The sequence below is a fragment of the Candidatus Egerieousia sp. genome, from assembly GCF_056211015.1.
Genome location: NZ_JBAELF010000070.1, coordinates 13616 through 34868 on the forward strand (window position 1 = coordinate 13616; position 21253 = coordinate 34868).

19 protein-coding genes and 1 other RNA gene are annotated in these 21253 nt (G+C 47.2%); 10 read left to right on the forward strand and 10 right to left on the reverse strand.

Going from position 1 to position 21253, the window contains the following annotated elements; all coding sequences use genetic code 11:
• Positions 1–30 precede the first annotated feature (30 nt).
• Positions 31–1275 (forward strand): N-acetylmuramoyl-L-alanine amidase family protein, encoded by a 1245-nt coding sequence (locus AC06L3_RS05060; RefSeq protein WP_475669536.1) that lies wholly within the window; start codon positions 31–33, stop codon positions 1273–1275.
• 19 nt (positions 1276–1294) lie between these two features.
• Complete coding sequence (locus AC06L3_RS05065; protein WP_475669537.1) at positions 1295–2401, forward strand: AI-2E family transporter; 1107 nt, start codon at positions 1295–1297, stop codon at positions 2399–2401.
• A gap of 4 nt (positions 2402–2405) precedes the next feature.
• On the opposite strand, the gene AC06L3_RS05070 is transcribed toward AC06L3_RS05065, so the two are convergent.
• From AC06L3_RS05070 to AC06L3_RS05100, 7 genes are all read right to left on the reverse strand, one after another.
• On the reverse strand, positions 2406–2978 hold the full coding sequence (locus AC06L3_RS05070; protein ID WP_475669538.1) for a YqiA/YcfP family alpha/beta fold hydrolase: 573 nt from the start codon (positions 2976–2978) through the stop codon (positions 2406–2408).
• Positions 2979–3044: 66 nt separating this feature from the next.
• Positions 3045–3445, reverse strand: a transfer-messenger RNA (tmRNA) gene (gene ssrA / locus AC06L3_RS05075).
• Positions 3446–4390 carry a shikimate dehydrogenase family protein gene (locus AC06L3_RS05080; RefSeq protein ID WP_475669539.1) on the reverse strand — a complete coding sequence of 315 codons (945 nt, stop codon included), beginning with the start codon at positions 4388–4390 and terminating at the stop codon, positions 3446–3448.
• Positions 4391–4478: 88 nt separating this feature from the next.
• On the reverse strand, positions 4479–5885 hold the full coding sequence (locus AC06L3_RS05085) for a chorismate synthase (RefSeq protein ID WP_475669540.1): 1407 nt from the start codon (positions 5883–5885) through the stop codon (positions 4479–4481).
• Positions 5886–5981: 96 nt separating this feature from the next.
• Entirely contained in the window at positions 5982–6290 is a 309-nt protein-coding gene (locus AC06L3_RS05090) for a chorismate mutase (RefSeq protein ID WP_475669541.1), read from the reverse strand.
• A 148-nt stretch (positions 6291–6438) separates the two neighbouring features.
• A complete protein-coding gene (locus tag AC06L3_RS05095; RefSeq protein ID WP_475669542.1) occupies positions 6439–6708 on the reverse strand; it encodes a putative toxin-antitoxin system toxin component, PIN family in 270 nt (89 codons plus the stop codon).
• On the reverse strand, positions 6698–6991 hold the full coding sequence (locus AC06L3_RS05100; protein ID WP_475669543.1) for a type II toxin-antitoxin system RelB/DinJ family antitoxin: 294 nt from the start codon (positions 6989–6991) through the stop codon (positions 6698–6700). The genes AC06L3_RS05095 and AC06L3_RS05100 overlap by 11 nt, the downstream gene beginning before the upstream one ends.
• A gap of 170 nt (positions 6992–7161) precedes the next feature.
• Here AC06L3_RS05100 and AC06L3_RS05105 point away from each other — a divergent pair, with 170 nt between their 5' ends.
• From AC06L3_RS05105 to AC06L3_RS05125, 5 genes are all read left to right on the forward strand, one after another.
• Positions 7162–8526, forward strand: coding sequence for a TrpB-like pyridoxal phosphate-dependent enzyme (locus AC06L3_RS05105; protein ID WP_475669544.1), 1365 nt, complete (start codon positions 7162–7164; stop codon positions 8524–8526).
• 43 nt (positions 8527–8569) lie between these two features.
• Positions 8570–9601 (forward strand): 3-deoxy-7-phosphoheptulonate synthase, encoded by a 1032-nt coding sequence (locus tag AC06L3_RS05110; protein WP_475669545.1) that lies wholly within the window; start codon positions 8570–8572, stop codon positions 9599–9601.
• Positions 9602–9627: 26 nt separating this feature from the next.
• Positions 9628–10743: a 3-dehydroquinate synthase gene (locus AC06L3_RS05115; protein ID WP_475669546.1), complete on the forward strand. Its 1116-nt coding sequence runs from the start codon at positions 9628–9630 to the stop codon at positions 10741–10743.
• Positions 10740–13244: a type I 3-dehydroquinate dehydratase gene (locus AC06L3_RS05120; protein ID WP_475669547.1), complete on the forward strand. Its 2505-nt coding sequence runs from the start codon at positions 10740–10742 to the stop codon at positions 13242–13244. The genes AC06L3_RS05115 and AC06L3_RS05120 overlap by 4 nt, the downstream gene beginning before the upstream one ends.
• 334 nt (positions 13245–13578) lie before the next feature.
• Positions 13579–14460, forward strand: a complete 882-nt coding sequence (locus AC06L3_RS05125; protein WP_475669548.1) for a hypothetical protein — start codon at positions 13579–13581, stop codon at positions 14458–14460.
• A gap of 283 nt (positions 14461–14743) precedes the next feature.
• Here the strand turns inward: AC06L3_RS05125 and AC06L3_RS05130 are convergent, their stop codons facing one another.
• From AC06L3_RS05130 to AC06L3_RS05140, 3 genes are read right to left on the reverse strand one after another with little or no spacing between them, the layout of a single operon-like run.
• Entirely contained in the window at positions 14744–15961 is a 1218-nt protein-coding gene (locus AC06L3_RS05130; protein ID WP_475669549.1) for a hypothetical protein, read from the reverse strand.
• A 55-nt stretch (positions 15962–16016) separates the two neighbouring features.
• Positions 16017–16589: a hypothetical protein gene (locus AC06L3_RS05135; RefSeq protein WP_475669550.1), complete on the reverse strand. Its 573-nt coding sequence runs from the start codon at positions 16587–16589 to the stop codon at positions 16017–16019.
• 25 nt (positions 16590–16614) lie between these two features.
• The gene (locus tag AC06L3_RS05140; protein ID WP_475669551.1) at positions 16615–17484 is read right to left on the reverse strand and encodes a DUF3089 domain-containing protein; all 870 of its coding nucleotides are present in this window, start codon (positions 17482–17484) and stop codon (positions 16615–16617) included.
• Positions 17485–17666: 182 nt separating this feature from the next.
• Here AC06L3_RS05140 and AC06L3_RS05145 point away from each other — a divergent pair, with 182 nt between their 5' ends.
• From AC06L3_RS05145 to AC06L3_RS05155, 3 genes are read left to right on the forward strand one after another with little or no spacing between them, the layout of a single operon-like run.
• Positions 17667–18599, forward strand: coding sequence for a DUF368 domain-containing protein (locus tag AC06L3_RS05145; RefSeq protein WP_475669552.1), 933 nt, complete (start codon positions 17667–17669; stop codon positions 18597–18599).
• Between the two features lie 17 nt (positions 18600–18616).
• On the forward strand, positions 18617–20092 hold the full coding sequence (locus tag AC06L3_RS05150; RefSeq protein WP_475669553.1) for a serine hydrolase domain-containing protein: 1476 nt from the start codon (positions 18617–18619) through the stop codon (positions 20090–20092).
• A 39-nt stretch (positions 20093–20131) separates the two neighbouring features.
• Positions 20132–20983 (forward strand): N-acetylmuramoyl-L-alanine amidase-like domain-containing protein, encoded by an 852-nt coding sequence (locus tag AC06L3_RS05155; protein ID WP_475669554.1) that lies wholly within the window; start codon positions 20132–20134, stop codon positions 20981–20983.
• The last annotated feature ends 270 nt before the right edge of the window (positions 20984–21253 follow it).

Genomic DNA, 21253 nt, shown 5'->3' on the forward strand with positions numbered 1-21253 from the left:
CCAGTGGAAAATCTTAAAAAATATCATACTATGAAAATGTCAAAGGTTCTTGCAGGCTGTTTCTTTACAGCTGCAATGATGATGGTAGGCGCGGCAAACGCAGGCGCTCAACAGAACGATTCAACAACGGTTCAGCAGGAGGCTCCTGCAATGGTAAAGGCTGTAAAGACAGTTGAGGGAGCATTCCTGAACTCATCGGCCGGCGGAGACAGGCTGGGCGGAAACAAGATAGGCTATCTCTCACCGAATGTTGTGATGGAAGTTGTTGAAACCACTGAAGATGTGGGCGCAGGTCCGCTCTACAAGGTGAAGCTTTCAGAGAACCGCACGGCGTACATAATGCCTGAGAACGTTGTTGACACTCTGGTTGAACCCGGATGTTTCAAGACTGTGATTGCTGAAAGCGGCAGTGTTGCCAACGTTGGCAAGGCCGACAGGATTGCTCTGGGCATAGGCGCAAGGAAACCATACCTGGTTTATGAGGAGCTTGACCCGCACGTAATGACAATTGATATCTACGGTGTTAACAACAACATCAACTGGCTCACCCAGAAGCTTGATCTCAAGGCTGTGAAATCGGTTGACCTCATTCAGCTCGACGGCGACATTCTCAGAGTCAAGGTTGTTTTCCAGAAGAACGTTGCCTGGGGTTACAGGATAGGCTACAAGGGCAACACCCTTGAAGTTTATCTCAAGCATCTGCCTGAGAAATTCACTCTCAAGGGAATGACAGTAGCTCTTGATGCTGGACACGGCGGAGAGCAGCCCGGAGCCATATCACACAAGATGCGTCTGAACGAGAAGGACATAAACCTTGATTTCGCCTACACTCTCAAGAAGATGCTGGAGAAGAAAGGTGCAAAGGTCATACTCACCAGACCCGACGACAGGACAATGACCATGAACGAAAGGAAGGCCGCCGCTCTTGACAATGACGTTGACTTCCTCATCTCACTGCACAACAACGCAGCAGGCCCTAAGGTAAGAGGCACAAGCACCTATTACAAATACATTGTGAACCGCGATCTGGCAAAATGCATCCTGGAGCAGGTGATAACACTGCCCGATGTAGGCTACTTCGGTCTTGTTGGCAATTTCAACTTCTCGCTGGGACAGCCAGTTGAATATCCTAACGCCCTTCTGGAAGGGCTCTTCATGTCAAACGAACAGGACGAGGCAATGCTTGCGGATCCAAGCTTCCGCAGACAGATGATGGAAAAGACATTGAAGGGAATAGAGAACTGGTTGAAGAACTGCAAGAAAGCCTGCAAATAATTTATAAGAACAAAGAAAGATGGAGCTCAAATACTCGGAAAGACTCTCAAGACTCGTATTGATAATACTGTCGGTGGCCATTGCAGGAGCAGTGCTGTGGTATCTGCGCGGAATACTCCTGTATCTTGTTCTGGCGGCGGTGGTAACGCTTATTGCGCACCCTCTGTTCACCATTCTCAAGAAGATACATATAGGGAAGTTCCACCTGCCTGACTGGCTGGCTTCAATACTATCGCTGTGCAGCATACTGGCTGTGATAATAGGTGTGATAACCTTCACCGCCCCTCTCATTCACAGCGTTGTGAACGAGATTGCCGCCATTGATTCAAAGAGTCTCGCACAGGCCATATCCGCTCCTCTTGCACAGGCCAACGAATGGGCAATCAAGACTTTCCCGGGCCTGGGCGGCGATTTCAGGATTGAGGACATTGTTCTGGAAAACATCAACGGAATACTGAGCGTGGGAGCCTTGACTTCGGTGGTGAGTTCCGTTACAACAATAGTTGCAAAGACAGGCGTGGCCCTCTTTGCAACCATATTCATATCTTTCTTTGCCATAAAGAATTACAGCAAGGTTTCACCAACAATAGCGTCCTTCTTCCCTGAGGAGTACGCAGAAAAGATCAGGGCTTCCCTATCGGAGATAGGCAAGCTCATTTCAAGATATTTCGTGGGAATTTTCTGCGAGATACTGGCCGTTTCAACAGTCAACTTCCTGGGACTGCTGCTTGTTGCGCAAATGGGGTTCCAATACTCCATTGGCATTGCCTTCATAGCGGGCATTCTGAACATTGTGCCATACGTAGGACCTATCTGCGGCACAATACTGGGTGTTGTAATCTCGCTGGCGGTGAAATATGACTCCGTAGGAGCCTGCGGCCTTGCCGTTGAACCGGTTACTTTCATAATGATAGTTGCCGGAATCTTCATCTTCACCCAGATGCTCGACGCCTACTTCATGCAGCCTACCATCTACTCCAACAGCGTAAAGGCGCATCCGCTGGAGATATTCCTTGTAATCCTGATTGCCAGCTACATTGGCGGAGTCATGGGCATGCTCTGCGCCATACCCACCTACACAGTCATACGCGTGATTGCCAGACAGTTCTTCCGATACAGCTTTTAGCTCCTTATTTTTCCAGTTCTCTCACAAGAGGTATCACAACTTTCCGGAGCACATCCTCGTTGAGCCTGTGACCGCCGTCAAAGCGCTGCGCATTTTTATAGTACTTTCTGAACAGGTCATAGCAGTTGACCTGATCATCGTGAATGCCGAACAGGCCCCAGGTATTCTCCCTGTCAAAATCAGTGATACCCTTGAACTGCGAGCGCTCCATCATATTGAAATGCTGTATTGTCTGACGGGTGATAGTAAACTCCCTGGCATTGTCCTTGCGGCCGTTGAAGAACTTATGGGTACCGGTCCTGAGCACCTTTGACATGTGGGACATATTGAAAGCCGGATTCACACAAATCTTCCTGAAACCGAACATCTGCTGTGCATACATGCCGCCCATTGAGGTTCCAATCACAAGATCAGGCTGCTGCTCCCTGCAAAACTCCTTCAGGAAAGGCAAGGCCTCCTGCGGGTCCACCGGAATGTCCGGTGCAATTATCTCACAATCAGGCAGCAGTTTTCTCAAGAAATCCACGGTACCAGTTGCCCCCGAAGATCCATACCCATGGAAGTAGATGATTTTCATGATATTATTGTTCCGGAACCTTCTCAGTACGCAAACCGGCATCCAATCCCTGATTTTCAATATTGTTTGTGGAGATGCCGGGAGTCGAACCCGGGTCCAAGCAGACCACCAAAAAGCTTTCTACATGCTTATTCTCTCTTTGATTGTAGGGAAGGGACTGCCGGGAGACAGGCCATCCAATCCTTATCCTCTGAATCTTAGTGCGTTATAGAGGAGTCCTCGCACGCAGTCCGTTTGGGATGATACCCCATGGGCCGGAAACATAACGGACCATAAAGTTCCGGCGGGATACTCGTCGCAGCGGCCCTGGGCCGGGCGATTAAGCAATTAAGCTTGGCTTAATTAGGCAGCGAGTGCATAGTTGTTATTGCCAGTTATAGGCTTGAAGGTTAGGTTTACCGGCCATACCCACAACGCCGGACATGCTTACTTTCCAATTAATCTGTTGTCAAAACCAAAACATCCCCTTAATCAAAAGCAGGCGCAAAGTTATGCATTTTGCGCATATATTCATATATTTTTTCCACTTGCGATAGTTCATCAGCTTTCCCCGCAGACTTTTCTTCCGCATTTCCTGTGAAGATTGCGCTGGCTCTCACCGCCTGCGCAACCAGCATGAACAGGCCTCCGTCCGCAGGGACCCCCAGCTTTTTTGCGTCCTTGACCAGCAGCGTGTGTCCCGGGTTGTACACGCAATCCAGCACACCGCACAGCTTTGGAAAATCATTTAAATTCAGAAGCCTCTGATCCACATGCGGGTACATGCCTACAGGCGTTGCATTCACAATGATATCGTAATCTTTGCCCTTGATGTTTTCATACAGACATTCAACGTATGTTGATTTCTGTCTCGAATGCAAGTCGTTGCCTGATTCAGTCAAACAGCCATTTGGTTCAATGCTATTGTTATTGGGTTGCAACTCGTTTGAAGAATTGTCAGTTGTTATGGAAGGACTATGTCTATCTGCCAAAACTTCATTTGAATAGTGACGGACAGCATTCACGATGCGTGAGGCACCTCCATTGGCGGCAACGGCCCGAACTGCCCTGGCGGCACCGCCGGCACCTAGAATAAGGACTGACTTACCGGCGAACTTGATACCGGCATGTGCGGCAAGGGCGCTGAAGCCATAATAATCGGTATTGAAACCGATTAATTTACCATAGCTGTGTAAGATTGTATTCACTGCTCCAATGGCCTCTGCCTCAGGGGAGAGTTCATTGAGATAAGGAATGACGGTTTCCTTGTAGGGGATTGTAACGTTAATGCCCTTGAAATTGCGGGCTTTCAGGAACGGGCCGAGTTCCTCCGGGGTCAGTTCGCGCAATTCATAGTTGTATGGCGCAATCAGGCCGTGGATTTCCACTGACCAGCTGTGTCCGAGATGTTCTCCTATAAGTCCATATTCCATATATTCCAATTTGATTGATTCCGGGTGCAAAAACGCCTGTTTCACACCCCCAATTGCTGTTCGCCTGCCGTTCCGGAGCACAATGCCTTTACTTCACTACATTGGTTGGAGCAAGCCAGCTGGTTCCATAAGTCATTGCCAGCATATCGCAGAGCACAATGGCGGTCATTGCGGTTACCACCGGGCATATTCTGCGGACAATGGCCGGGTCATGCCTGCCTACTATTTTCAGCGTGGCATTTTTGCCAGTGAGCATATTTATTGTTTCCTGCTGCCGTGCAATTGAAGGTGTTGGCTTTACCGCCAGACTGAACACCACGGGCATTCCGTTTGATATACCGCCATTTATACCGCCATTGTTGTTTGAGCGTGTTCTCACCATTGCTTGCAATTCATGCAGCTTTCCATGGTCACTTGCCAAATTTTTAACTTCATCGCTGCTAAATGTCTCTGGACGAATATGTTCATTGTTCACTTCACTTGAGAATTGTTCCATAGCATTTGAAACAGTGCTGGAGTCCGACCCGCTGTTCATATCGCCTACTGTGTAATAAAACGAATCATTCGCCTGAGAGCCAAGCATATCGGCCAATGTAAAGCCTGCACCAAACTCAACGCCCTTCACACCGCCAATGGCAAACATGGCTTTTGACAATGCGCCTTCAAGGGAATCGAACCAAGGCTCCCCCACCCCTGCAGGCAGCCCTGTAACAGCCGTCTGAACTACTCCGCCAACTGAATCGCCGGAATTCCTTGCGGCCAGAATCTTTTCCTGCATCTCTTGAGCCACATTGTCCAGCACAGGGAAAGGCTTGTTTTCCAGGGCTTCTAACTGTTCGCTCACGATTTTACAGTAATCATATTCCGATTCTGCTGCCACAGACTTGCCGGTTCCGGCAGTTTTCTCTTTGCTCTCTGACAGTTGAGTTTCCTGACCATCTGTTTCAGGACCAGCTATTCCTCTTGAAATCAGCACTTCCATCTCTGTGCCACAGCCAAAGGCCACATCAGACACTCCGGCGCATTTCAGAATATGCGTACCGATATTTATTCCCCTGGCTTTCAAGGCACTCAAGGCAATTGCACCAACAGCAACAATGCCTGCGGTGATACGTCCGCTGAAATGGCCGCCTCCTCGCCAATCCTCAAAACCGTTGTATTTTACGTGGGCCACATAATCTGCGTGAGAAGGACGTGCCAGACCCAGATTCTTCCCGTAATCCTCGCTGCGGACATCCTTGTTGGGAATCAGTATGCAGATTGGCGCACCTGTTGTGCGGCCGTTGAATACGCCGCTCACAATCTGAAACTCATCGTCTTCCACCCTTGCGCTCTCACCAGACCCACAAGGACGCCTTTTGCTCAGCTGTTGTGCAATGAACTTCTCATCCACCTCAAGTCCCGGTGCCATACCATCAAGCACCGCCCCTATCTGAGGACCGTGGGACTCTCCGAACACTGTTATTATCACACTGGTTCCTATACTGTTTTTCATACTGCCAAGCTTTTATATTTATTTTTTCACTTGCGATAGTTTTGCTACGTTTGGCACCCACGAACGTAGCATTTCGTATCTTCTTATCTCAGTTTGCTACATTTCAGCCCCTGACTGTGACGAACCTGCGTCCTTTCCGTCTATTATCTTACGCTGGTATTCGGCCGACACTTCCATGAGTTTCTTCTGGAATCTTTCGTAGTACTCGAACATCTCAGAATTGTCAAGCAGTTCCTTGCCATTTTCAAGTATCTGCGTTTCACGGGCATTATCTACAATCGGGACTTCGTTGCGGGACTTGTACTCCGCAATGATTTCACACTGATGCATCCGAGCTTTGAACAATTCGGTCATTTGTTTGTCAATCAGATCTATTCGGGCTCTCGCCTGTTCCAGTTCGTTCATTGTTTGACGTAAAAAATAATAATTTGCTGCGAGTACTAAGAATGAGAAATCAAAATATTCAAAAACTCAGTTGGTGTAACGACAATCGCAGTTTTTGGAAAATGTTTGATATTACCTGTTACAAGGAAAGATCCTTCTTTTGAAAGGGCTATTTCATAAAAGCAGATGTTCTTCCTGGGTTTATTCCAAATCTTTCAATAGCATTTACCACTGCTGCAACATTTGTAGGATTAAAAGAAAACCGCTCTCGAGAAAGGACATTTTGGTACTCATTTAAAATTTCATCTGAATACAATGGAATTACTTTGCCTTGCAACACATAATCCAAAATCAATTTCGCAGGAGACTGAGGATTGTGCGTAAACATTGCAGATACTACCACATTAGTATCAATAACGGCGTACAATTTACTTACCATTGCGCACCTCTTGGATTATACTGTTAATTTCATCCAGACTCATATCCTGCATACCGTTCTGTGCAGCATCGGCCCTCATCTGAGCAAAAGCGCTGACAGCCTTTACTCTGATTTCTTCATCAGAATCCACCTTGATTTCAAAAGGAATACGACGCTCACGTACAACGGCTTTCATAAACAATGTATAAGCAGCCGTATTACTAAGGCCGAATTGTCCGCAAAGATTATTGAAATTATTTTTTAGTGCGTCATCTACGCGTATCGTAATTGTTGATAGTCCCATTTCGTTATTCTTTAATCAATACTGCAAATATAATGCAAAATGCATTAATAATTATTATCACACATGAATTCATGATTGCAATTTTCCAAAAATTCTTTGAAAAAAGGGATTTGCAGAGTACATTTGTTTGGATAATAGTATCATTGAGAATGATTAATTGAGCGCATCATATGAAACAGAAAAAATTCATGCTTCCTGAGAGCGAAATTCCAACAGCATGGTTCAATATGCAGGCAATAATGCCCAACAAGCCACTTCCAATTCTCAATCCAGCCACACGGCAGCCGATGAAAGCGGAGGACCTGTATCCTATATTCTGCGAGGAGTGTGCGAAACAGGAATTCAACCAGAAAGATGAATGGATTCCGATTCCCGAGGCTGTGCGCGAGCAATATGCGGCATACAGATGCACCCCGCTTGTAAGAGCATACGAACTGGAAAAGGCGCTGGACACGCCTGCTCACATATATTTCAAGAATGAAAGCGTTTCACCGGCAGGCTCGCACAAACTCAATTCAGCTCTTGCGCAGGCATATTACGCAAAACAGCAGGGAGTTACAAACATAACAACCGAAACCGGTGCCGGTCAATGGGGAGGCGCGCTTTCATATGCGGCAAGCAAGTTCGGTCTCGAATGTGCGGTTTATATGGTAAGAGCCAGTTTCAACCAGAAGCCTTACAGGCGTTCGATTGTACAGACTTTTGGAGCTGCCATAACTCCTTCCCCATCAATGAGTACTCGTGCAGGCAAGGACCTGCTCACCATAAACCCCAACGACCAGGGTTCTCTGGGATGTGCAATCTCGGAGGCCATTGAACTGGCGCTCACCACTCCTAACTGCAAATATACACTTGGCTCAGTTCTGAACCATGTTGCTATGCATCAGACAGTAATAGGCCTTGAAGCTGAAAAGCAGATGGCTCTTGCGGGAGAATATCCGGACATTGTTGTTTCCTGTTTCGGTGGCGGCTCCAACTTCTGCGGAACTGCATTCCCTTTCCTCAGACACAATATCCAGGAAGGAAGAAAAACACGTTTCATTGCTGCCGAACCTGCATCCTGCCCTAAACTTACGAAAGGTAAGTTCGAGTATGACTATGCCGATGAAGCAGGTCTCACTCCACTCCTTCCCATGTACACATTGGGGCACAAATTCAAGCCATCGGCAATTCACGCAGGCGGATTGAGATACCACGGCGCAGGAATAATAATGTCACAGCTGATGAAGGACGGATATATTGAGGCTGTTGATCTGGAGCAGACCGAGACTTTCAACGCCGGCGTGCTGTTCGCCAGGACCGAAGGCATCATTCCCGCCCCTGAATCCTGCCACGCAATTTCGGCAACCATCAATGAAGCGCGCAAATGCAAGGAGAGCGGCGAGCAGAAGAACATTCTGTTCTGCCTTACAGGGCATGGTTTTGTTGACATGGGTTCTTATGACCGCTTCTTCACCGGTGAGCTCACAAACTCAACGCTTACCAACGAACAGATTGCCAGCTCCATTGCCAGTGCCGATGCGCTGAACAAGTAGCACGTAGAAAAACCATCGCTGTAGAAAAAGAGGGAGAGAAGATATGAACATGAATTTCAAGAGGAGGCTGCCTATTCCTAAGGAAATCAAGGAGATGTACCCCCTCTCAGAAGAAGGGCGGAAAATAAGGGAGGCCAATGACGAGCGTATAAGGAAGATTTTCACAGGAGAGTCTGACAAGTTCCTGATGATAATAGGCCCTTGCTCGGCAGACAGGGAAGATGCCGTTCTTGACTATATGCAAAGGCTGAGGAAACTGCAGGAAAAAGTTGATTCAAAGATAGTTATCGTTCCAAGGTTATACACCAACAAGCCAAGGAGCACTGGTGCGGGGTACAAAGGAATGCTGCATCAGCCTGATCCCAACGAGGAGCCTGATATTTTCAAAGGTCTGGTTGCCATCAGGAAGCTTCACGTGAAAGCCATAAACGAAACAGGTTTTTCATGTGCCGATGAGATGCTCTATCCCGAGAATCACAGAGTGCTTTCTGATCTTCTTTCATACGTTGCGGTTGGTGCCAGAAGCGTTGAGAATCAGCAGCACAGACTAACGGCCAGCGGGCTTGACGTACCTGTTGGAATGAAGAATCCAATGGGCGGTGATATGAACGCTCTTATTAATTCAATAAAGGCGGCGCAGACCAGCAACTCGTTCATTTACAGAAACTGGGAGGTTGAAACGAGCGGCAATCCGCTTGCTCACGCAATCCTCCGCGGATATTCCGACGTACACGGATGCAAACATCCGAATTACAGCTACGAAAACCTGCTCAAACTTAACGAACTGTACGCTTCAAACCCCCTGCTCAGGAATCCGGCGGTGATTGTTGACTGCAATCACGCCAATTCCGGCAAACAGTACCTCAAGCAGATGGATATTGCAAAGGATGTCCTTCAAAGCATGAAGCGTGATGGCTCAATAGCAGGACTCGTGAAAGGCCTCATGATTGAATCATACCTTGAGGATGGAGCCCAGCCCGCAGAAGGGTGCATTTATGGCAAATCCATTACAGACCCTTGCCTTGGCTGGGAAAAGACAGAAAGGCTGCTGCTTGAAATTGCCGAACAACTTTGATTGCCGGATAAAGTTCTAGAAACAATATGCAAATAAACATAGTAACCCATAAGGACTTCACTGAACTGAAGCGTATTTTGCAGACATATCCTGCCGTTTTCGTTGTATACGACCGCAATGTTGAAGCCTGTGCAAGGGAGATTTGCGCATCATCCGGTGCTTTGCAGCCTTACCCGGCAATGGCTGTTGTGGCCGCTGAGGAGAACAAAACCATTGAGACAGCTGTTGGGATCTGCAGATTTCTTATGGCGCACCACGCCGACAGGAATTCTCTCCTGCTCGCTGTTGGAGGTGGAATCACCACTGACCTCGCCGGTTTTGCAGCCTGCATATACAAACGGGGCATACGCTATGCCAATGTCTCCACCACACTTCTGGCGCAGGTTGACGCAGGAATTGGCGGCAAGACCGGCTGCAACCTTGATTCCTTCAAGAACATGCTTGGCATCATACGCCAGCCAGAATTCACATACCTGTCTTCCTGCACCCTCGATAGTTTGCCTTTACGCGAGTTCCGTTCGGGCATTGCCGAAATGCTCAAGACTTTCATAATAGCCTCTGAGGAGGATTATGTCAAGGCTGTTGAATTATTTTCAAAATTTAACGGCTTGCTGCAAGCAAATGGAGGTTCCAACGCAAGTTGCAACAAAAACGCAGCAACGCTTGGGCGTTTGCTTTCAAGGGTAGAGACAGAAGTTGGAATCCAGGCAAGCGCTTTTATGGAATGCTTGGAGGAACTGATTGAGAAAGCGGCAGGAATCAAGGCCGGAATCGTTGAGCAGGACGCAGATGAGAAAGGCTTGCGTAGAGTGCTGAATCTGGGCCATACATACGGCCACGCTATTGAGTGGTGGCAGCAGCAGGACATCCGCCTCGCAAATGAAAGAGCCGGCATATATTCACACGGTGAGGCCGTTGCAACAGGCATTGTGAAAATTGTGCGGATTTCGGAGGAAAGAGGCATTGCTGCCAAAGGACTTGCTGATCGCATACGCGCCGATTTCCAGGCTTGCGGACTGCCGGTGGATCTCCCCTGCCCTGAGAGCCAGCTTCTTGATGCAATCGCCCAGGACAAGAAATCGGAGAACGGGAAAGTACATTTTGTTCTGATTCAGGATATAGGGAAAGTTGTAGTTGAATGATTTGCACTTCTATAAAGGACAAGGACTTTGAACAGATCAAAGCGATTCTGGCGGATCCGGCAATTGAAATGGCGGAGATAAGGCTTGATTTATGTCCTATCGCTGTAGAAGAAATACAAGAACTTTTCAGTAATGCCGCAAAGCCTCTTGTTGCCACCTGCAGGTTCAATGCGGACAATGCCTGGGAAAGGCTGAAATCGGCTGTTGAGGCATGTGCAATGTTCGCTGACCTTGAGTTGTTTGAAGATGAAGGAGACAAGGATGCAGGGCTCGTTGAGAAAGAATTCACGGAACTGTGCAGGAAGAACGGCACAAGAATAATACGTTCATATCACAATTTTGAGGGCGCACCTGGTCTTGCAATACTTAAGGAGAAAGTCAGGCAGTGCTTTGAAGCCGGTGCGGACATTGCCAAGATTGCAACCACAGCAAGGAATTTCAAGGACACTTGCACAATTGACAGCTTGTATGACTGGTTCAATGATGAGTACGTACCTGAAGTCGCGAACCTTGGTTCAAAGCCCGGGAGTTGCAGCAAACATATAGTGCCGAGAAAAAGCAGTGGAGCTTTCAAGGCTGAGCTGATAGCTTTTGCCATGGGCGAGATGGGACGCGTGAGCAGGGTTGACTGCCTGATGAACGGCGCACCTTTCACCTACGCATCACTTAACGCCGATGAATGCACTGCTCCGGGGCAGCTGAGCGTTGAGGAAATGAATGTTCTTCTGTATAACAAAAAGAGCAGTACGTCACTTGACAGTGCCAATGCTTCAGAAGCAGAGGGAAACAGTCGCAATTCATTGACAGATAGCGAAAAAGCCATTGTTTCAATGTTCTCCCTTGAGAATATCGTCCAGCAGAGAAACGACAACAGAAAAACGCTGCACATCAACAGGATATATGATGCCGTGCCTGCGTCCAAGAGCTACGCACAGCGGGCGATAATTGCCGCAGCGCTTGCACAGGGTACTTCCCGTATTTACAATTACACCCCTTGCGCCGACTCAGAGGCCGCAATCGAAGTTGCCAGCGCTCTGGGAGCCACAATATCCAAAGAATGTGCGCACATACCCGACAGCAAAAAGATTAATGGACATAGGAAGGACAATGAGACTTGCACAAAAGCAGTATGCACACTAGTAATCAATGGCATAGGAGCCTCTGGAAAGGCACATCTTCACATAGCTGAAATTCATACAGGAGAATCAGGCTTGCTCACCAGGCTGATGGTTCCGCTTATTTCCCTTCTCAACGACTGCGATTGCCGCATCACCGGGGAAAGGACTCTGCTTGGCCGTCCTCTCAAAGGTCTGAAAGAGACAATGGCCCTGTCAGGAGTGAAACTTACCGGTGCAGGCAAGGAACAGGACATCAGCGTTCTGTTCACCATAAACGCATCAGACACAAACGCCAACAATGCGCAGGAACCGGTAAAGATTGCTGTTGATGGCTCTAACGGTTCGCAAATCATTTCCGGTCTGATGATGGCCCTGCCTCTGTGCGGGCACGATTCAGAAATAATTGTTGAGAATCCAAAGAGCATTCCATATCTGCAAATGACATCACAGGTCCTGGCCGAATTCGGCATACAGATCAGCATACTCCCCGAGTCCAATGCCACTTGTTATAACAATTCGTCAAGCGCTTTTGAATTCAGCAAGGAAACGCTTAAGATAAACTCGATAGAATTATCAGGTAGCAATACTTTCAGTACTGCTGAAACAATGGGCACTGACAGTGTACTACGAATAAGAATCAGAGGAAATCAAATATTCAAGGCTGCGGATTATGTTCTCGAGGGTGACTGGAGCGGTGCGGCAAACCTGATGGTGGCAGGTGCCATTCTTGGCCGTGCAGAAGTTCACGGTCTGAAATCGGACACATTGCAGGGCGATTCCGCAACCCTTGACATACTTGCCAAGGCCGGCGCGCTCGTATCTGTTAGTCCCAATAAAGCACAAATTGATTCCTCAAGTCCTGACAATATTCACAAATATCTACAATCATACCGGAACAGCCAGAGTGGTTCCATACAGCCCCAATACTGCGTACAAAATGAAGCAGGCCACATATCAAACAGCGCAACGGATATTGTTTCTGTTGTGAAAGCCCCTTTGCGGGCGTTCAACGTATCCTTGGAAAATGCGCCTGACCTCTTCCCTGTTGTGGCGCTGCTTGCGGCATTCTGCAGCGGCGAAAGCAGGATTGAGGGAACCCATCGCCTTGTGGGAAAAGAAAGCAACAGAGCCCGGGCCATTGTTGAAATGCTCAGGCAAATGGGAGTTTCTGTTTCCCTGGAAGACAACACCCTGATAGTCAAAGGAGAGAGCCTGAGTTCACGCATCCTCAATCAAAGGCTTCCAAAAGGCGGAGCATACAGTTCACATCACGACCACAGAATGGCCATGGCCCTGTCAATAGCCAAGCTATGCACCCGGGCCACCATTGAAATCGATGACACCGAATGCATAGCCAAATCTTTCCCTTCATTCGTTTGCTAAAAGTTTTTCTGCCAAAGGTGGTGCCGCAGGTGTGCCCAAAAACACGCTGTAATGCATATTGCAGGAACCCACCCCCTCAAAATGGCGGGGTGGGTTCCCGGTACATGGTCTACAGACACATCTGGAAGTTCATTACGGAACCACCCTTGGCAGAGCACAAGCAAACTTCTCAAAAACAAATGCCTTTGATAGTAATAGCAAGCGCTACTACAAAGCGTCTATTGTGTGCGAACTAATTTGTTTTTACAAAAATATTTCCAAAATTTGCAGGGAATAATATTCTCCGGCTGGTCACTGGACAAGTGGCGGAAGACTGAGGCGAACGATTTATGTTATGGACCAGAAACATCATTTTCACATGTTCTCCAACGGCAATGATGCTCAGAATTTCATCATCTGCAAAGAAGATTTTTATGCTGAATTCAATATTACGGCAGTGTGCGTTCACAATTCCGGAGCAGGAATGTTAGCGTTCTCTATTGAGGAAACTCATGCTCATTTCATTCTATATGGAACTTACAGTGAGTGTACGAAATTCAAGAACCTGTTTCAAAACTCATCGATGAGTCACATAAGGGCTACAAGAAGAACAACGGACAATGTTCATCTTGATTTCCATCTAAGTGTGATTGAAGACGTGGAATATTTACGAAATGTTTCCATATACACTATTGCACAAGCCACCAAGGACGGGAAATCGGTAATGCCTTATGATTATCTATGGGGAACGGGGTCTTTATATTTCCGGCAGCCATACTCCGTTCCTATCTGGTACTACTACAAGGATGGAATCATTAATAAGCCATACCGAATTGGAAAACTTTCCAAAAAAGCAGCGAATAAAATCAAACACTCAAAAATGCCTGTTCCTGATGACTGGCTGGTATGCAATGACTATATCTTACCGTCCAACTACATTGATACGAAACAGTTCGAATCCATTTTCAAAACCCACAATTGCTTCAGAGCTTTCATGTCTAGTGGCAGGAACAAGGATACATCGATTCTTGATAGAATGGCAGACAGCAGAGGTGTAATGCTGGATGATCTGGAACTGAGGCGAATCAGTGAAACTGTATGCATGGAATTATTCAAGACACGGACCGCCAGATGGCTTTCCACTACACAACGCATGGAGCTCGCAAAATATCTGTGGAAGGAATTCCACATCTCTTACAGACAATTATCATCAGTTTGCAGAATACCTGAAGAATAATTGCGTGAATACATCAAGTAAAGAATGAGACTTGCCAAAGGTGGTGCCGTGGGTGTGCCCAGAAACACGCTGTAAGACATATTGCAGGAACCCACCCCTTCATAATGGCGGGGTGGGTTCCGAGCACATGGTTCACAGGCACATCTGGAAGCTCATCATGGCACCACCTTTGGCAACGGCAGAAACTGACACTGAAACAGAGGAATCCGTGAGTAGCGGCCCGTAGCAGAAAACAGCAATCCTTGACAAAAAGCGATTTGAGCCAGCAATAAACGTTCAGCCGCTATTCAAGCACAGCCCTTTCGGCTACGCTGCGCAGGTAAGCGCAAGTGGCTGGGTCGAGCGCAAAGTCCGCTTTGTCTGAATTGAACTTTGTTCTGAAAATCATAAGGTAGTTCACGCAAGCCTTCACATACGCACCATATGCGGCAGGATGATGGAAGTCCGTGCTGTAAATCTCAATATCGGGTCTTTCGGCGCGAATGATTGCAAAAGCCTTTGCAATAGGTGAAATTTCAGCTTCTGCAAGCTTTGCCAGCTGCGCAACGCCCTTGCCCGAGCATCTGTCAAACTCTTCAAAGCTGCCGAAACTGCCGTAATTGTCCTGGCTGAAAGCCCAGGTCTGCTCAAGCAATATCCCGGTCTGAGGTGCAAAGTATCGGATGACCTTGGAAATGGTCTTTGTATAGTCGCTTATTGATGTTGTAGAATCACGTCCGAACCTTGCGGCCTGAGTGCTCTGGTCCTGAAGGATGAACCAGTCATATCCTCCGTGGCTTATCACGTCCATGCTGCCCTCCAGAGCAAGATGACTCCTGAAATATGCACCGGGATACGCATTCACGTTCATATCGAGGTAGTGGCCTTCCTTCCAGGCAATTTCCTTGAGAATGAAATCTGCGCTGTTCACAAAGGTGAATGAATTTCCAAGATAACCGAGTTTCAAGGTGTCCTTCGGGGTTTCAAGTCCTCTGTCAGCAATGTAGCCTCCAATGTATCCGTAAGGCATGAGCTTAACCTCCGCCTCTGCGTTGAAATCGTGAGCGGCACGAAGTCTTACCAGCACTTCACCGTCCTTGACTTCATTGTTGAACCTGATTGTTTCAAGTATGAATGCAGGCTCGTTCCTGCCACCCACGCATTTCACTTCTTTCCTGAGCTGCCAGCCATTGTTGTCAAAGTACTCAAGATGGAAATGCTCGTGTGCAGGAGATGTCACACCCAGCATGATATCGAATTCAATGCAGGATCCGGCCTTGAAGTCCTTTACTGGGATATGGAAAGTGATGCACTCCCCTTCCTTCATTGCCTTCACAGCAGGAGCCTCAATGTATGCGCTTCCGCACTCGGTTGCGGCAATGTGTTTGCTGTCGTTTTCCCACAATTGCTCGAAAGCGTTCTTATTGGCCTTGGTGAGTTTCCATTTGCTTGGAAGATTCTGCGCGTTTGCACAAACTGTCAGGAGTAGCGCTGACGCTATTATTGTCAATCTTTTCATCATGTTCTTGAATTATTATCTGTGTTTCTTCAATAGGTGTTCCATGTCCGGCAAGCAATCAACGGGCAAGCGTTGGTTCAACAACTTTCATGGCATCAATGGTTTTCTGAAGGAGAACGTCGAGTTCCCAGCCCAGCATCTGCGCTCCCTTCTCAATGATATCACGGGAGCAGCCGGCTGCAAAAGCCCTTACCTTGTATTTCTTCTTCAAGGATTTCAGTTCCATGTCCTGAACGCTCCTTGAAGGACGCATCAGTGCGGTGGCCCCGATCAAGCCTGTAAGTTCGTCAACAGCAAAAAGCACTTTCTCCATCTGATGTTCAGGTTTCGCATCAATGCCTTCGTGTCCGTAACAATGGCTGCAGATTGCATGAATCATCTGCTGGCCAACGCCTGCCTCCCTCAGAAGTTCAGGCGCCTTTCGGCAATGCTGTTCAGGGTATTCCTCGAAATCGATATCGTGAAGCAATCCTACCATTGCCCAGAAATCCGCATCCTGGCCGTAACCAAGTTCGTTTGCGTACCAGCGCATAACGCCCTCAACAGTGAGGCCATGCTGAATGTGGAACGAATCCTTGTTGTACTTTTCAAGCAGCTCAAGCGCCGCTTCTCTGGAAATATGCTCTTCCATAATTTTAAATATTTTTGAAATGAAACTACTTCCTGTACGCGCGGTCAAGCGCATTGCGGTACAGACAGTCATTGTAGAATTTGATTTCCTTGTTGTGCAGACAGCCTTCCGGCCACGGTGCGGTGAAAGGCAGAGAATCCCTGGAAGGATCAAAGCCTTTGACAACAAGCACGTTGAAACACGAATCAACGGCTATTTCCAAGTCACATCCTTTGTACGATAACTGTGCTGGCACAGTATCTGTTCTCCAGTTCACAGGATTGATGCATGCCATTGACCCATTATATACCACCGGCCATATCTGACTGGCATCGGCAACGGAATTGAAAGATACGGTCACTCCTGTTGAATACCGGTCACAGGCCGGAACAATATGCTTGCAATCCAGATCGGCCTGGGATATTCCATAGCCCAGGACGTATGCCGCCACCATTCTTGAATATTGTTCATCTGAAATATGCTTGAGCAATGAAAGCGTGAGCATACCGCCCTGGCTGAAACCTGCAAGAATGAATCTGCGACCATTGTTCAAATGCTCCATATAGTAATCGAACGCCCGATGGATCTCCTCCTCCACCCTGTTGAAAACTTCCGTACGGAACTGTTTTACAGGCAAGCTCAGCGCCTCCATTGTAAACTGGTGATAGTACGGAGCGAAGAAATTCAGAGAATCCTTGAATATCTTCCTCTTGACAGAACTGTACTCGTGCCCGATGGCACCCTTCTCAGCCGGTGAAAGCACCGACCTGTACGAAACATTTCCAAGAGAATCCTTGGAAGACAACACTTCCACTGAACTTATGTAGAAAACGTCCACCCAGTTGTCATTCACCTCAACGCCGCTGTCATACCAGTTGGTATCAGCGGCAAAGAAATTGCTACACTGTTCATTCACAACTTTTTCCGATGAACGGCAGACACATGAGGCTAATACGCATAAGCTCAACAACAAGCCTGATAAATTGATTCTGGTCATATTTTAATACTGTTAGGCGCTCCAAAGTTATTGTAATTGACGCCAAATTTCAATACCTTTGAGAGATATATGTGAATTTATACGACAAGCATTTACCGCACATGATAAGAATCAAGGAATATCTGCTGGTTGCTTTCAAAGGAATGTGCATGGGCGCAGCCGATGTGATACCGGGCGTGAGCGGAGGCACAATCGCCTTTCTGATGGGCATTTACAGCAGACTCATCGGAGCCATCAACTCCATAAACAAGGACAATCTCAAACTCCTGTTCCGCTTCAGGATAAGGGATTTTTTCACAGCGATAGACGGAGCATTCCTCTGCAGCCTCTTCGCAGGTATTCTTATCAGCTTCTTCTCCCTTGCAAAGCTGATGACCTATCTGCTTGAGTACCATCCTATTCCGCTATGGAGTTTCTTCTTCGGACTCATTCTGGCCTCCATAGTCATAATTATCAAGGACCTCGACGGTTTCAAACTCAGGAACATTCTGGCTTTCATTGCCGGCACAGCGATAGCATCATACATCTGCCTGGTATCTCCAAGTGAAACAAGCGAGGCATACTGGTTCATATTCGTTTCGGGGGCAATTGCAATCTGCGCAATGATACTCCCGGGAATTTCCGGCAGCTTCATTCTTCTCCTCCTCGGGAAGTACAGATTTCTTATGGATGCGGTTGCAACCCTGAACATACCGGTGCTTATAGTGTTCTTCATAGGCGCGGTACTGGGCATTCTTGCATTTTCAAGGTTCCTGGGCTGGCTGCTCAAACGCTGGTACATGCCAACCATAGCACTGCTCAGCGGATTCATGCTCGGATCCCTGATCAAGGTATGGCCCTGGAAGGCAAAGGTAGCAAATGCCATTGTCAGTGCCGCCGGTGACAAGGCTCCCTCAGTGGATTATCCCATATTGCCATCGCAGTACAGTGAAATGACAGGGAATCCCGATTTGCTGGGCAGTGCGCTGCTGTTCGCGTTCATAGGCATTTCAATAGTGATAGTAATTGAACTTGCTACCAAAAGGAAAAAATGATTTTAATTCCTAATAGTATGAAAAAGTTTCTATGTGTTGCATTGTTTGCTGCAGCGTTCTCCATGATGCTTGCAGGTTGCTCCAGTTCCAAGGATGAAGGTGGCGGAGGCGGTGGCGGCTCCGAATCAAGGGTCTGCACCATAAGTTCATTATCACTTGAAGCAAAGGACAACCCTGAAATGGGCAGCAGTTCCTATGGATATATCAATGACAACCTGATATATCTTACCATTCCGGAAAAATCCCCTGCTATCAAATATGTTCTCACTTTCAACAATGGTACAGGGAGCAAGCTTTATGCAGACGGCCAGGAAATAGTCTCAGGCCAGACAGCAATAGAACTTGAAAAGGTCAAGGAACTCAAGAGTGTTGCCCCTGCCGGGAATTCGCTTACATACGATATTATCGTAAAGCGTGGCATAAGCAGCATCGACAAGATAATATATGAGCTGATGACAACATACAAGGTTCCTGGAGTTTCAGTTTCAGTTTCCAAAGACGAACAGCTCGTGTATTCAGCCGGTTATGGTTATGCTAACAGGGACACCAAGGAACGTGTCACCTCCAAGACTCTCTTCAGGCTTGCCAGCATGAGCAAGAGCCAGACCGCCATTGCAATAATGACCTTGATAGAACAAGGGAAGCTTAGAATCACGGACCAGGTATTCGGTAAAGGAGGAGTTCTGGAATACCTTGGCACTGAAGGACTTATTCCAGGCGCCACATCAATAAGCATACAGCAGTGCCTGGAGCACATGAGCGGTTTCAGATATACCAATGACGACGACCCTATGTTCCCTGAAACTTCCGCATATATAAACAAATATGACAACAAGTCCGTAGAGGAAAGAATCAAGTCCATAATAACCACTGAAAAGATTACGGGAACCAATGAGTATTATTATGACAACGCCAATTTTGCTATTCTAGGACTTGTCATTGAAAAAGTTTCCGGAATGAAATATGAGGACTACATGAAGAAATATGTCTGGGGGCCTGCAGGCGTTACCGACATACACGTAGGACGCACGAACAAGTCCGACAAATACCCTAATGAAACCATATACTATCCTCAGAATTCATCATCAGGATATGGAAATGACTTCAATGTGATATACGCACTCGGAGGCCTTATTGCCAGCACGGACGAGCTCATGAAACTGATGGCAACTGTTGATTACGGAACAAAGGTTCCTGACATTCTCAAGCCTGAGACTCTGGATCTGATGTATGAACCTTCTAAATATTACAGCCGCTATGCCAAAGGCTGGAGAGTGGGCCATCCGAATTTCCCTCAATGGGCTTCATACCATACAGGCAACCTTTCAGGCACCGCCACAATGTGGGTAAGGGGCGCCAATGGAGTCAATTGCGTAATAGTATGTAACTCAAGAAGCTACTTTACTGCAAACAGTTTCTTGTCAATAAAGAATGTAGATATTGACGACGCATTGTTCTACGCATTAAGGGATATACATAGATACGACTGGTAAGGATTTTTGTCTGAATTAGAAAGTCAAAACATTTAGAATATGAAAACAAGAAGTTTGTTCACAATAGTATCCGCAATATTGTGCCTTACATTTGCTGCACAGGCGTTTGGACAGGAAAAGATAACCACCACCGATGCAGACAAGTCTGCCTTTGTCAAGATCATGAGCCAGTTGGAAACTGAAAACCAGACTTCAGTTGCCGACAGGATGGTCAAGGTTGCGAAACTCAGACTTGGCACTCCATACGTTGCAAGCACTCTCGAAAAGGAACCTGAAAGACTTGTGATTGACATAGTTGAAACAGATTGCATACTCTACGTTGAATCCAATCTTGCAATGGCGCTCACGGTTAGCAAGGATTTCAATGACTTTGCTGACAATATTCTCAGGCTCAGATACAGGAACGGTGTTGTTGACGGCTATGCCAGCAGAATACACTACACCAGCGAATGGCTGCTTCAGGCTGCAGGTCGCGGCTTGCTCGAGGAAATAACCGAGAAGATTGGCGGCCAGAGGCTTGACCAGAGTTTCAGTTATATGAGCACGCATCCTCAGAGCTACAAGCAGCTCAAGAACAACCCGTCGGAAGTTGCAAGGATTGCCGCTGCCGAGGCTGAGCTGAACAAGCATGATTACTATGTCATACCAAAGGCGAGGATTCCTGAGCTTGCCTCACAGATAAAGGATGGTGACATCATCTGCTTCATAGGAAGTACAAAGGGTCTCGACATCACTCACGTGGCCATCGCCTTGTGGGATAATGGCAAACTGACTTTCATGCATGCTTCGCCTAAGTACGGCAAGGCTGTGATCGAGCCTTCAGGGCTTGCCGGCTACTGCAATTCCATCAAGAGCAATGTAGGCATCCGCGTTGCGCGTCTGCGTTTCTAACACCGCTTATTGCACAGGCCGCTGGCTGAAAAAAAAAAGGAATCGCCTTTCCGGGGCGATTCTTTTTTTGCAGTCCGGCGGCCTGTGCCACTTTTGGAGAAGGCATTCTGAGGTTGTCTAAAAGCGCATCTATCCACACGCCTGAATAAGGAAGTTGATTGAAGATATTTTAAATAACATTTTGTGTTAATCAAAAATTGTATTATTTTTGCGCACAATTTGATATACAGTATCTGTAAGTTAAATGGAAGTAACATATAAGAACAAACA

What these genes read in the sequence shown, in the direction of transcription:
- AC06L3_RS05105 (WP_475669544.1), top strand. Translation starts at nt 7,162, where the DNA reads ATGAAACAGAAAAAATTCATGCTTCCTGAGAGCGAAATTCCAACAGCA.
- AC06L3_RS05060 (WP_475669536.1), top strand. Translation starts at nt 31, where the DNA reads ATGAAAATGTCAAAGGTTCTTGCAGGCTGTTTCTTTACAGCTGCAATG.
- AC06L3_RS05120 (WP_475669547.1), top strand. Translation starts at nt 10,740, where the DNA reads ATGATTTGCACTTCTATAAAGGACAAGGACTTTGAACAGATCAAAGCG.
- AC06L3_RS05080 (WP_475669539.1), bottom strand. Translation starts at nt 4,390, where the DNA reads ATGGAATATGGACTTATAGGAGAACATCTCGGACACAGCTGGTCAGTG.
- AC06L3_RS05085 (WP_475669540.1), bottom strand. Translation starts at nt 5,885, where the DNA reads ATGAAAAACAGTATAGGAACCAGTGTGATAATAACAGTGTTCGGAGAG.
- AC06L3_RS05155 (WP_475669554.1), top strand. Translation starts at nt 20,132, where the DNA reads ATGAAAACAAGAAGTTTGTTCACAATAGTATCCGCAATATTGTGCCTT.
- AC06L3_RS05135 (WP_475669550.1), bottom strand. Translation starts at nt 16,589, where the DNA reads ATGGAAGAGCATATTTCCAGAGAAGCGGCGCTTGAGCTGCTTGAAAAG.
- AC06L3_RS05100 (WP_475669543.1), bottom strand. Translation starts at nt 6,991, where the DNA reads ATGGGACTATCAACAATTACGATACGCGTAGATGACGCACTAAAAAAT.
- AC06L3_RS05145 (WP_475669552.1), top strand. Translation starts at nt 17,667, where the DNA reads ATGATAAGAATCAAGGAATATCTGCTGGTTGCTTTCAAAGGAATGTGC.
- AC06L3_RS05110 (WP_475669545.1), top strand. Translation starts at nt 8,570, where the DNA reads ATGAACATGAATTTCAAGAGGAGGCTGCCTATTCCTAAGGAAATCAAG.
- AC06L3_RS05070 (WP_475669538.1), bottom strand. Translation starts at nt 2,978, where the DNA reads ATGAAAATCATCTACTTCCATGGGTATGGATCTTCGGGGGCAACTGGT.
- AC06L3_RS05150 (WP_475669553.1), top strand. Translation starts at nt 18,617, where the DNA reads ATGAAAAAGTTTCTATGTGTTGCATTGTTTGCTGCAGCGTTCTCCATG.
- AC06L3_RS05125 (WP_475669548.1), top strand. Translation starts at nt 13,579, where the DNA reads ATGGACCAGAAACATCATTTTCACATGTTCTCCAACGGCAATGATGCT.
- AC06L3_RS05115 (WP_475669546.1), top strand. Translation starts at nt 9,628, where the DNA reads ATGCAAATAAACATAGTAACCCATAAGGACTTCACTGAACTGAAGCGT.
- AC06L3_RS05095 (WP_475669542.1), bottom strand. Translation starts at nt 6,708, where the DNA reads ATGGTAAGTAAATTGTACGCCGTTATTGATACTAATGTGGTAGTATCT.
- AC06L3_RS05065 (WP_475669537.1), top strand. Translation starts at nt 1,295, where the DNA reads ATGGAGCTCAAATACTCGGAAAGACTCTCAAGACTCGTATTGATAATA.
- AC06L3_RS05130 (WP_475669549.1), bottom strand. Translation starts at nt 15,961, where the DNA reads ATGATGAAAAGATTGACAATAATAGCGTCAGCGCTACTCCTGACAGTT.
- AC06L3_RS05090 (WP_475669541.1), bottom strand. Translation starts at nt 6,290, where the DNA reads ATGAACGAACTGGAACAGGCGAGAGCCCGAATAGATCTGATTGACAAA.